11 protein-coding genes and 1 other RNA gene are annotated in these 12,698 nt (G+C 35.5%); 2 read left to right on the forward strand and 10 right to left on the reverse strand.

The annotated features are described in order from the left end of the window. Positions 1–40: 40 nt before the first annotated feature. The 10 genes from ssrA to H8707_RS14985 form a co-directional block, all read right to left on the reverse strand. Positions 41–396: a transfer-messenger RNA gene (gene ssrA / locus H8707_RS14940) on the reverse strand. A 166-nt stretch (positions 397–562) separates the two neighbouring features. Next, on the reverse strand, positions 563–1,009 hold the full coding sequence (locus H8707_RS14945) for a threonine/serine exporter family protein (protein WP_262430952.1): 447 nt from the start codon (positions 1,007–1,009) through the stop codon (positions 563–565). Further along, positions 1,009–1,788, reverse strand: coding sequence for a threonine/serine exporter family protein (locus H8707_RS14950; RefSeq protein WP_262430953.1), 780 nt, complete (start codon positions 1,786–1,788; stop codon positions 1,009–1,011). The genes H8707_RS14945 and H8707_RS14950 overlap by 1 nt, the downstream gene beginning before the upstream one ends. A gap of 16 nt (positions 1,789–1,804) precedes the next feature. Further along, complete coding sequence (gene smpB, locus H8707_RS14955) at positions 1,805–2,269, reverse strand: SsrA-binding protein SmpB (RefSeq protein ID WP_262430954.1); 465 nt, start codon at positions 2,267–2,269, stop codon at positions 1,805–1,807. A 69-nt stretch (positions 2,270–2,338) separates the two neighbouring features. Further along, entirely contained in the window at positions 2,339–4,450 is a 2,112-nt protein-coding gene (rnr, locus tag H8707_RS14960) for a ribonuclease R (RefSeq protein ID WP_262430955.1), read from the reverse strand. Positions 4,451–4,618: 168 nt separating this feature from the next. Beyond that, positions 4,619–5,788, reverse strand: coding sequence for a D-alanine--D-alanine ligase family protein (locus tag H8707_RS14965; RefSeq protein WP_262430956.1), 1,170 nt, complete (start codon positions 5,786–5,788; stop codon positions 4,619–4,621). Between the two features lie 11 nt (positions 5,789–5,799). After that, positions 5,800–7,254 (reverse strand): UDP-N-acetylmuramoyl-tripeptide--D-alanyl-D-alanine ligase, encoded by a 1,455-nt coding sequence (locus H8707_RS14970; RefSeq protein WP_262430957.1) that lies wholly within the window; start codon positions 7,252–7,254, stop codon positions 5,800–5,802. Between the two features lie 154 nt (positions 7,255–7,408). Beyond that, positions 7,409–8,167, reverse strand: a complete 759-nt coding sequence (locus H8707_RS14975) for an alpha/beta fold hydrolase (protein WP_262430958.1) — start codon at positions 8,165–8,167, stop codon at positions 7,409–7,411. A 150-nt stretch (positions 8,168–8,317) separates the two neighbouring features. After that, positions 8,318–8,542 carry a preprotein translocase subunit SecG gene (secG, locus tag H8707_RS14980; RefSeq protein WP_262430959.1) on the reverse strand — a complete coding sequence of 75 codons (225 nt, stop codon included), beginning with the start codon at positions 8,540–8,542 and terminating at the stop codon, positions 8,318–8,320. Between the two features lie 153 nt (positions 8,543–8,695). After that, a complete protein-coding gene (locus H8707_RS14985; protein WP_262430960.1) occupies positions 8,696–9,256 on the reverse strand; it encodes a TetR/AcrR family transcriptional regulator in 561 nt (186 codons plus the stop codon). A 238-nt stretch (positions 9,257–9,494) separates the two neighbouring features. Here H8707_RS14985 and H8707_RS14990 point away from each other — a divergent pair, with 238 nt between their 5' ends. Both H8707_RS14990 and H8707_RS14995 read left to right on the forward strand, forming a co-directional pair. Beyond that, a complete protein-coding gene (locus H8707_RS14990; protein WP_262430961.1) occupies positions 9,495–10,196 on the forward strand; it encodes an ABC transporter ATP-binding protein in 702 nt (233 codons plus the stop codon). Continuing rightward, on the forward strand, positions 10,190–12,499 hold the full coding sequence (locus H8707_RS14995) for an ABC transporter permease (protein ID WP_262430962.1): 2,310 nt from the start codon (positions 10,190–10,192) through the stop codon (positions 12,497–12,499). Before H8707_RS14990 ends, H8707_RS14995 begins: the two co-directional genes overlap by 7 nt. The last annotated feature ends 199 nt before the right edge of the window (positions 12,500–12,698 follow it).

Genomic DNA, 12,698 nt, shown 5'->3' on the forward strand with positions numbered 1-12,698 from the left:
CAAAACCCCTTGAAATCAAGAGGTTTATATTATATATGTATGGTGGAGGCGGTGGGTGTCGAACCCACGTCCAAAAACCCTTCCACAAGAGTTTCTCCGAGTGCAGTCAGTAATTTATCCTTCCCTCCACTCATCTCCTACTGACAGGATATGAGCTTTGGTAGCTTCATAATTTCCGTTCTTAGCTCAAAGCTTTGCTAAGCTCGGGTCCCCACTAAGATGACGCCAAATCCTAAGTCGTGGGATTCTTAAGTTTGACGAGCAGCTTTAATTAAGCTGCAAATGCGTAATTATTTTCGTTTGCGTTTAATTTTAGTTTGCCACTTTTAACGTTGCTTGGCTACAACGACTCGCTACTCCTGATTCCGAATCCCTGTCGAAACCTAATTCGCCCCCATATTTGATTGCTATACAATTATAGCAGGATAATGATTTTATGTCAAACAACCACAATTCAATTCACAGTTCACAGTTCACAATTCACAATGCATAGGTCAATTCACGATGCACAATTCAAAATGCATATTCACAATTGAAAAGAGGAGATTCTTCGATAGTTAAGTTAATCCTGTTCGTCCAAGAATGATGCTTTCTTAATTTTGCCTATAGTTTTAAAAATAGTATCTATGGTAAAAATAGACAATGCAATCATCCCTGAAATTTTAATTGTCTCTTCTAAAAATCCCTGCCCCACTTGACTAGATCCTTTGATAAAAAAATATACAGCACGATACATACTCAGACCCGGTACAATCGGAAAAACTCCGGGTATAAAGAAAATTGTAACCGGCACCTTAAATAATCTTGAAAAAATATGTGATATAGTTGATATAATCAATCCTGCTATATATGTAGAAAATACAGGTCCATAAATTTTAGAAGACAATAAATATGTTGCCCAACCCGCAGCACCGATTATACCTGTACGTAAAATACAATTTTTTGGTGCTTCTAAATAAATAGAACCCGCTACAGTAGCCATAAATGCTCCAATAATTTGCCATATCATTACAATGCACCTCCAGTCAATAAAAGACCTATTGCTACCCCCAAAGCAATTGACAGTGCAACAACTACTGCTTCAAGAGCCTTCGCTCCAAAGGACATGTAGTCACCGTGCAACAAATCACGAAATGCATTTGTTATTGCTGCTCCCGGCAATAAAGGCATTATAGAACTAGCTGTTACCACATCAATGTTTATATTTTTAAACACATAATTTTTAAGTAAAACTGTTATGATAGCAATAAAAGCAGATGATAAGGCATTTTTAATAAAACCATCCATACTAATGCGTTTATCTATTTTATTTACAAATATTAAAATAAGACCATTCATTCCCGCAACTACAATTTCATTTATATTTCCTCCCAGCAATAACGCAAAGAAGGATGTAAATAATATTATTCCTAAGCCTCTAGTAAAGGGCTTATATCTTTCGTCTTGAATTTCTTTTAAGGCACTATAGGCTTGATTTAAGTTGTATTTACTTTCAGTGAAATTCCTGCAAATAGTATTTACTTGAGAGATGTTATTTAGGTTAGTATTTCTAATTGTAACCCTTCTGACAACAGTGATTGCATCAATTGACGGATCATCCAAAGTTATAACCAAAGCAGTGGCAATGGCAAATGCTTCTGTAGTTTCCAGACCTGAAACTTTGAGTATACGCAGCATCGTATCTTCTACCCTGTACGATTCAGCGTTGCTCTCCATCATAATCTTCCCTGCCAAGGCAGCGGTCTCTACAAGTTTTTTATAATCCATATTTTTAGATTTATTTATCATATATAAGTTAGAGAGCTTACCTGTATTTTAAGCTTTGCTGCTGCTCCATTCTCCTCATCGCATCTTTCTTTGCTATGGCTTCCCTTTTATCATATAGCTTCTTGCCCTTTGCAGTTGCTAATTCTACCTTTACCAAACCATCCTTGATATAGACTGAAAGCGGAATCAAAGTATATCCTTTCTGCATTATATCTCCCGTCAGCCTTCTTATTTCCCTTTTATTAAGCAATAATTTTCTTTTCCTTAAGGGATCTTGATTGAAGATATTACCTTGCTCATAGGGACTAATATGCATGTTATTAATAAATACTTCGCCATCATCAATTGAAGCATAGCTGTCCTTAATATTTAATTTTCCTTGACGTATTGATTTTACTTCAGTTCCTTTTAATGCAATACCCGCTTCGATAGTATCTTCTATAAAAAATTCGTGCCTTGCTTTTCTATTTGTTGCAACTACTTTAGTACCTATTTTTTTCATAATGATCACCAGATATATTATTTTCTAATCGATATTAAGTGTAACAAATTTATAGTTTTAAGTCAATTATCATGAAATTAAATCAAAATCTATATTTCTCTTGCCTACATCCGCACCTATAACCTCTACTCGCACTTCATCTCCCAGTCTATATATCCTTTTTGTTCTTTCACCTATAACATAATAATTTTCTTCATCAAAACGATAAAAATCATCATCCATATAGCTGAACCTTATCAACCCTTCAATGGTATTGTCCAGCTGAACAAATATACCGAAACTTGTTAAAGAAGATATGATACCTTCATACTCCTCCCCTATTCTTTCACTCATGTATTGGGCTTTTTTCAAATCATCAACTTCTCTTTCTGCTTCCTCTGCCCTTCTTTCTGTCATAGAAACATGTTCTGCAATTTCAGGAAGTATACTATCAAGTTTTTCCTGTTTCTCCATTGAAAGCTTCCCTTTGATATATTGTTTAATAATCCTATGAATCACCAAATCCGAATATCTTCTGATTGGAGCTGTAAAATGAGTGTAAAACTGTGCAGCAAGCCCAAAGTGAACATCCGATTTTTCACTGTAAATAGCCTTTTTCAAAGATCTAAGAAGCAAAGTGGAGATAACTATTTCTTCTTTTTTTCCCTTTATTTCCTCTGTTAATAGCTGTAATTCTTTAGGATGTATATCTTTTCCCTTTAACATATAGCCAAAATTGTGAATGAATTTAGCAAATTCGTTCATCTTTTCAGCGCTTGGATATTCGTGAATACGATATATAAAAGGAATTTCTGCCCAATGATATTCTTCCGCAACGGTTTCATTGCATACCAACATAAATTCCTCGATTAATTTGTTGGCTACTCTTCTTTCTGCTCTTCGTATATCAACGGGTTTTCCCTTATCATCCAATTCAATATAAGTCTCGGGAAAATCAAAGTCAATACTCCCTCTTCTCTTCCGTTTTTCATATAGTATATGCATCAGTTCCTCTGATATTTTTAATTCTTCATATACGTCTTTCAGCTTTTTCTTTGATGTTTCATCATCATTTTCAAGCAAATCAGATACGTCGTCATAGATTAATCTTTGCTTACTGTTTATAACCGCCTCAAATATTTGGTGATCTACTACAGTTCCGCTTTTATCTATTTCCATCATTACCGACAGAGTCAGTCTATCCTCATTTGGATTTAATGAACATAATCCATTGGATAATTCCTTAGGCAGCATTGGGATTACTCGATCTATTAAATAAACTGAATTCCCTCTCAAATAAGCCTCTTTATCCATAGGGGAATTTTCTTTAACATAATGGGATACATCAGCTATATGAACTCCCAGTTTATAGTTTCCATTGGGAAATTTTTCTATAGATATAGCGTCATCAAAATCCTTTGCATCAGCACCATCTATGGTAAATGCCTTTAAAGCTCTAAAATCCATCCTTCCTAAAATGTCCGCTTCTCTAAGATTATTCTCTATATCTTTAGCTTGTTTCTCAACTCCCATAGGGAATTCTTCAGGCAGTTTAAATTGCCTGATAATTGACAAGATATCAGTTCCCCTATCCGATAAATATCCTAAAACCTCAATTACCATGCCTTCAGGATTTCTCCTTTGTTCAGGCCATTTTGTGATTTCAACTACTACCTTCTGCCCATCCTTGGCTCCACCCATTTGAGCTTTTGGTATAAATATATCATACGAAATCTTATGATCATCAGGAATTAAAAACCCAAAATTGCCGCTATCTTCAAAAGTTCCAATCACCTGTTCATTTACTCTTTCAAGTATTCGTATGATTTCTCCTTCTTGTTTTCTCCCGGATTCTTGTCGTTTTACTATATTGGCAAGTACTGTGTCCCCATTCATTGCACCATTCATGTTTTCAGGCGAAATAAATATATCTTCCATCGTCTTATCTTTGGACAAAACGAAGCCAAAACCGCGTTCGTTGCCTTCCAGTTTGCCCGCTACTATATAATCGGAATTTGTTAAACTGTATTTTTCTTTATTCGATTTTAATATAATTCCTTCCTTTTCAAGTCCATCTATTATCTTATTAAATTCTTTTGCATCATTTTTTTCAATGTTAAAATGCGCTGCAATTTCCTCCTTCAATAATGGCTTATAATTTTTTTCTTCCATGAGGCTAATTATTTCTTCTCTTATGCTCATGCTATTCCTCCCCTAGTTCTTATTATCTAGTTACTCTCCTCTTGTTACTGTCCTCTTTTAAGTTTTAATCTCAACCCCATCAATTGTGAATTGTGCATTGTGAATTGTGGATATCTACCTTTATTATTTACCCTTTTTCTAAAAAAAAATGTAAGATATTAAAATATCTTACACCTTTCTTGTCTTTACTCCATATTGCGTTCTATTAAAAAGATTTGCCTCGTAAGAATACATATTTTTATTTTTTTCTTTGTGGGTTTCTATAGCAATATCAATCATTTTATCAATTAATTTACCAATTGATATTCCCTTGCCCTCCCAAAGGTAAAACCCTATTGACCCAGGGAGAGTATTTATCTCGTTAATATATACGTTGTTGTCCTTATCCAGTAAAAAGTCTATCCTTGCAGTTCCTTTACAATCTATTGAAGTAAATGCCTTTATAGCTAAATCTTCTATTTTGATTCTTAAGGTTTCATCAATATCCGCAGGTATTCTTCTTGTTTCTCCTGATGATTTTACTCCCTTGTTATTCCCTTTTATATATTTATCTTCAAAGGACAGAATTTCAGTCCAGCCCATAGGTTCCTCACACAATGAAGTTATGACCTCATTATCATATCCCAATACAGCGCAATTTATCTCCCTAGGGCTTTCAACTGCCTTTTCAACTATTATTTTTCTATCATAATGAACCGCTATTTCTATTGCACTTATAAGTCCGTCTCTATCCTTAGCTTTATTGATACCAACGCTTGAACCTAAATTTGCCGGTTTAACAAATACAGGATATCCCAATTTCTCTTCAATTTTATTTATGACGTCTTCTCTATCCTTAGACCAATTTGATCTATAAAACCACATATAGTCTACTATAGGCAAAGAATATGACTTATAAACATCTTTCATCAAAATTTTATCCATCCCAACGGATGAAGCAAGCACTCCGCCTCCTACATAAGGTATGTTCATAAGCTCAAATAATCCTTGTATAGTACCATCTTCACCATTTGTGCCATGTAGCGCCGGAAAAACAATATCCAATTTGTCCAATATCTTTTTCCCAAATAATCCTGATCCCTCAGGGTGCAAATAAATATTATGGTCATTTAGGGATTGAGATAGCATGATTTGTTTCACATCTTTAAAATTGTTGTCCTTATAGTTTTTAAACTCCATTAAGCTGCTTCCCGTCAGCCATTTTCCACTCTTTGTTATATAGATAGGAACTACCTCATATTTTGATTTGTCTATATTCTCCATTACCTGCATGCCTGTTATTACAGACACTTCATGTTCTACACTATAGCCGCCAAAAATTACACCAACTTTTTTCATCCCATTGCCCCCTACTCGCTATAATTATCCGGCAAATCATTTTCAAATAAGACTACATCCTTAGGTTTAGCAATCTTAGCTATCTGAACTGTTGCCTCATCTAAATTATTCACTGTAAATATATTTGATTTATTGTAATTTGTTTCCATCAGTCCTTCATAAATAGGTCTGGTTCTCTTTTCACCAACCAATATTACATAATCACATACTTTTCCGATATTGACCCCAAATTCTCTATTGGCTGATTCCTCAATCTCTCCCAATTCTATCATTCCGGGTGTAACTATAATCTTTTTGCCCTCTTTAAATTGACTAATGACTTCAAGCGCTGCTTTAGAACCTATGGGGTTTGAGTTAAATGCATCGTCTATAACGATTATACCCGTACCGGGATTTATTATATTTAATCTATGAGGTATTGGCTCGATTCTGTCAATACCTCTTGCAATTTCTTCAAATGTAAGCCCAAGAGCTTTACCGACACATGCGCCTGCTAAGATATTGTAAATATTGTGTTTCCCTAATAATTTGGTTTTGCATCTTACACTGTTTCCCTCTTTATCTTTTAAAGTAAATCTCGAACCCAATTCAGAAACCTCAATGTCATCCGCATATATATCTAAATTTTCTGTGTTTTCCATTCCGTAGAGAATTTTTTCTTTAAAAGTCTTGTCAGCAAGTTTTTTAATATATTCATTATCATAATTAAATATAGCTATACCATCTGTAGGTAACTCTTCTATCAGTTCATATTTGGTCTTTAGTATATTGTCAATATTTTTGAAGGTTTCCAGATGAACAGGTCCTATGGAAGTTAATACTCCGATTTGCGGTTGTGCAAGCTGAGCCACTTCCCGAATTTCTCCGATTTTTTTAGCCCCCATTTCAGCTATAAAAACTTCATGTTCGCTGGATAATTCATTGTTGATGACCTTGGATAAGCCCATTGGCGTATTATAGGATTCAGGAGTATTCAGAACATTGAATTTTTCTTCAAGAATTGCACCGACTATAAATTTTGTACTGGTCTTACCAAAGCTTCCGGTTATGCCTACAACCTTCAAATCTTCTCTCGTCTTTATTTTCTTTTGGGCAGAAACATAGAACCCCATATTGATTTTCTTTTCTATAGGTTCCATAACAAGAGTGGCAAGAGCCATTGTCAAAGGCTGCAAATAATACAATATCCCCAATACTATAATCATTAATAATATAGCAATATAGTCCCGTAGTAATGATACAAAAAGTATTGCCGTAATAATGAAAAATATTATATTTATAACATAGTTGGTATTGAATAATCTCTTTGCTCTATTTGTCATAACCAGAGGTTTTTTTACAGGCCGATTGTTTTTATTTAAACTATAAGCCTTATCTCTATTGTTTTTTATCCACGCTAAATAATGTTCATATTCATAGCCTTCCAATTGGGAAATGTGTAATGACTCATCGGTCCTTTTTTTCATAAATGAAGGTGCGATGACCCCCACTATAATAATAAAAATGTAATACATCGTTTCCATATATACCCCCTAAATTCAATTCACAATTCTCAATTCACAATGCACAATTACCTTCAAATCACAATTCACAATTCACAATTCACAATTACGAAAATAATCAAAATAAGAAGGACTTAATAACTGCAGTAAATTTGGAATAGTCCTCTAAATATGAATAATGTCCTGTTCCTTCCAATATTACAAGTCCGCTATCTTCAATTTCTTTTTCCATTATCTTTGCCATATATAAGGGTGTTGCATCATCCTTGTCACCCCAAATCAATAGCGTTGGTACCTTTATATCCTTTAGTATAGGTTTTAAATCTTCATTCACAACCTTTACAAGTATCCTTCTCATAATCCCATCTGAATTTTTATAATCGTCAGACCCAAATTTTTTATAAAACTTCTCCATCCTTTTATCATCCTTAATCCAAAAGAAAAGATGTTTATAAATAAATCTTAGGGTTTTAAAACTGTAAACCTTAAAATAATATTTAATTCCTCTCTTTGGAATTAGACCTGCACTATCAATGAGCACTATTTTTTCTACGCATTCAGGATATTTGGAGCCAAATATAATGGATAATTTTCCTCCGAAGGAATGACCTATAAATACAGCCTTTTTTACATCCATGCTTTCTAAAAATTTCTTTACTATTCTCGCATAATCAAAGGAACCCAATACATCTTTAGGCTTATCTGATTTTCCAAATCCCGGTAAATCTATACAATATACTTTATATCTTTCTTTCAATATATTGACAATAGACATGACCGTTTCAATATGGCAGCCCCAACCATGTAATATTACAGCAGGACTTCCTTCACCTTCTACTATGTAATTTAGAGCTAAACCCTCAATATCTATAAACATAAATACATTCCTCAATATTTCTATATATTAATTGTATTACTCATATCTTATGATTATATCATATTCATATAGAAATATACAGCATTAAAAAATCCCCCATATGTATGATGATGAGGGATTTATTCAAATTCGCAATTCTTTTCTCTTATATTATGCTGCCAGACCTAACGCAGAAATTAAAAATATAATGGCTGCTATAATAGTTACTCTCTGTAGCATTGCTTGTTTACTGGTTCCTCTATTTTTTCCCCATAGTGATTCCGGAGCATTTCCGCCAATAGTACCCAGTCCCTCTTCACTACCTTCTTGTAATAGAACACTTATAATCAATGATATGCTGGATATTAATATCAATACTGAAAAAAACATCGTCATAAAAAAACACCTCCTGTACTTTTATAAAAAACTAACGAATGTTTGTCTATCGAATATTTATCTATAACATTAATATTTTAACATAGGGTATCTATAAAATCAATAAAATCTTGCGTTCTTTAAGAATAGATTTAATTGAGATAATTTCTTGGGTTACATAGCATATGAAGTCAAATTGTAAATAACCTCTGCCATTTCTTTTGCAGACAGATTGATGCCATTTTTCAGCCAATGCTGCAATAGACCAACGCTTCCATTGACCGCAAATATAAAATAGTCTTCACTAATACCCAAGTCCACATCTTTCTCATTTGAAGAGAATATCCCGCATTCCTGATATATCAAACTAAATATCTTCTTTTGAAAATCAATATTTCCCTGCTCACTCATCAATATTTGAAGATGTTTGCTGTTATCAGCAACATATTGGAATATTTTCTCAAGCGCCTTCATCTTTTCATCTTTGTTACTTTTATAAATCAGATTGGAAAGCAATTCTTTTATCCATGAAAGAACTTCATCCTCGATTTTATTAAGAAGATCATATTGATCCCTATAATGTGAATAAAAAGTAGTACGGTTAATATCTGCGTTCTCACACAGCTCTTTGATGGTAATCTTTGTAATCGGTTTTTTCTCCATTAATTCAAATAGACTGTCTTGTAAAACCATTTTCGTATAACGTATTTTCCGGTTCTCTTTCTTCTCCTTCATAAAACTACCCTCTTTTTTCAATTTATATTTTAACTTTTGTTTTCAATTCGACATTTATATATTACTTTGTTGTATAAAATACACTATGTAATCAACTGTTGGTTGTGAAATAAACATAGTGTCACTATAATATATAATATATTAAAGATTAGATGTCAAGTAAAGCATGATTTTTGTAAATTATAGCATAAATTATGTTTTCTACATAGACAGATTGCAGAAAGAAGGAAGAATGTGTATGGATTTTATTACATTTGAAAATGTGGAAAGAGAATATCATATAGGAAATACCATCATTAAGGCAGTAGATCGCATCAGCTTTACTCTAAGCAAAGGTACATTCAATGTAGTGCTCGGACAAAGCGGTGCGGGTAAAACCACGGTGCTGAATATGTTAGGGGGCATGGATTCATGTACCGCCGGTCGAATTATAGTAAATGATAAGGAGATCTCCGGCATGTCAGAGTATGAGCTCACGGAATATCGCCGTACACAGATTGGCTTTGTATTCCAATTTTATAATCTGGTTCCCAATCTGACAGCACTGGAAAATGTACAGTTAGCCGAAGAAATCGCTCCTGATCCGCTAGATGCACGTGAAATGCTTCAGCGAGTGGGGCTGGAAAAAAGAATGAACAATTTCCCCAGTCAGCTGTCCGGTGGGGAACAGCAGCGTGTATCCATTGCTAGGGCATTGGCTAAGAACCCCCAAATCGTACTATGCGATGAACCAACCGGTGCACTGGATTCCGAAACCGGCCGCATGGTATTGCGTCTTATTCGTGATGTTTCCAACGACCTTGACAAGACGGTTATTATCGTCACACACAACGTGCCAATTTCCGAAATGGCTCAAACGGTACTGCATATGAGAGATGGCAAAATCGCCAAAACGGAATTCCATAAGTTCCCCAAAAACGTGGAGGAAATCATATGGTAAGAGGTGCACTATTTAAAAAATCACTGCGTGATATGAGAAAATCAAAGGCTCAGTTTATTTCTATATTTGTTATGGCTACCCTAGCCGTAACAATCATGACAGGTCTTGATAGTATATGGTTCACCGTACAAAATAATGCGGATATCATGTACAATGCTACGAATTTATCAGATCTATGGGTGACAGTACAAAACCCATCTGAACAGGACCTCTGGGCAATAAGCAAAATTGATGGGGTGATACAGGTGGAGAAGCGCTTTTCAACCGAAGCCGATACGAATTTATCGGGAAATGCCACCCTGCATGTCTATGCTCTGAATGACCGCAGCACTCTGGATCAACCTGAAATTCAAGAAGGTCGATTCAACAAAAGCGGAGCGGTTTTGGATAATTCATTTGCAAAAGCTCACAACTTAAAGGTCGGTGATACTATATCCATCAAGCTCAATGGCGTTTGGCTCAAATTACCTATAAATGGACTGGCTATAAGCAGCGAACAGGTCTCTGTTGTTAAGAACTCTGCCACTCTAATTCCGGATCCTAACACATACGGGTTTATAGTTATCCCTATAGGCACCCTTGATAGTATCTATGGTCAAAAAATTTACAATCAAATTAGTGTGAAAACTGCTCCCGATACAGATCTTAATGAAGTAGTCCAAAAGGCAGATTCCATTATTGGAGATAAGCTCATCGGAATTACCTTGCAAAAGGATAGTTTAAGCGTCAGCAATGTCAATGGCCGTATACAACAGTTTAAAATACTTTCTTTAGTGTTCCCAATCTTATTCTTTATTGTGACAGCATTGATTACGCAAAGCACAATGGTACGTCTAGTGGAAAGTCAGCGAACTCAAATAGGAATATTGAAATCGCTGGGTTATAACAAAGGAAGTATACTATGGCATTACACCTCTTATGGTGTCATGATAGGAGTACTTGGGTCAGTGGCTGGTCTAATACTGGGTCCAAACCTCTTTGGTCGGATTTTAGTGCCCCAATTGCAATTGACGCTCAGCAGCTATAGACTTCATATTAACTACTGGAACTTTGCGTTTGCGCTGCTTCTGATTCTCTTGTGTACAGGAGGCGTTTCTTTTTATGCTTGTTGGCAACTCCAGAAGGACACCCCGGCGTCACTTCTTCGCGATAAGCCGCCAAAAAAAGGTGAGCATGTTTTTCTGGAATCCATACCCTCCATTTGGGATAAGATTAAGTTCAGTAACAAGCTGATTGTGAGAAACACTCTAAAAAATAAAAAACGTCTTATTATGAGTATAATAGGCGTAATGGGATGTGTAGGTGTAATCATCGCAGCGCTAACCGTCAGAAGTACCATAGTTGGAATAACTGATCAAGTATACGGAGACACTTTCACCTACGATCAAAAGATTCTCATTGATCCTAAGAAGGCTGATTCTCGTTATCTCAAAAACTTAGGACTCAACGGAATTACACAGTTAATTCAGGAATCTGCCGTAGAGGTAATTTACCCTAATGGTGAGCAAAAAATGGAGCCTATCACTATCACAACTATAGATAGTCCGCTGATTCATATGAAGGATGTTGAAGGGAATCCTATTTCCTTACCGGAAAACGGGATTCTCATGACTCGGAAATTATGTAAAACTCTAGGTATAGATAAAGGTGACAGTATACAAATCAAACGCACAGGTGAAGATTATGTGCCTGTGCAAATTGTCCAAGTTGCTTACATGGCGTCAGGTCAAGGAATTTATGCAGCCGATAGTTACTGGAAGTCCCTAGGCGAAAAATTTTCTCCCACGGCTTTGCTTATCCAATGGAATGGTCCTCCGGATCAAAGATTTCTGCAAAGTGATGCGGTAACGGACTGGGCAACACGTGAAAGTCAGCATTTGGGATTGTCCTCCAGCATGGGGGTAATAAATTTTGCCGTGGCAGCGCTTATTATAATGGGAGCATCGCTGGCATTTGTGGTGCTATACAATACAGGTATTCTGAATTTTGTCGAACGAATTCGTGATCTATCAACTTTAAGAGTGCTCGGTTTTCACAACCGGGAAATCAGGAATCTGGTACTGGTTGAGAATTACTTTTCCATTTTGATTGGAACCATATCCGGGATTCCCGTAGGCAGATTCATATCATGGCTGATTGCCAGCAGTCTGGATGAACGTATGGATCTACTAGGTAATATAACTTTGTCAAACGTTCTGATTGCAACTGCCATGACTATATGTTTCGCTTGGATCACCAATAGCATCATAGCGAGAAAAATGAAACAACTGGAAATGTTGGAAGCGCTGAAAAGCGTTGAATGATATAAATGGAGGCTTAGTTAATGAAAAATTGGATTTTATCACATAAGAAAACAGTAATAATCGGGGTTTGTGTGCTAGCGGTAATACTTACCATCTCAGTTATACTTCTTCACCGCAAAAATACCACGCCTGTCTCACAGATAGAAGGCGAACAAAACTTGACTACCGAATCCCAAGAAATCAATGTATGGGGCGAAGT

It is taken from the genome of Paratissierella segnis (assembly GCF_014385195.1).
GTDB lineage: Bacteria > Bacillota > Clostridia > Tissierellales > Tissierellaceae > Paratissierella > Paratissierella segnis.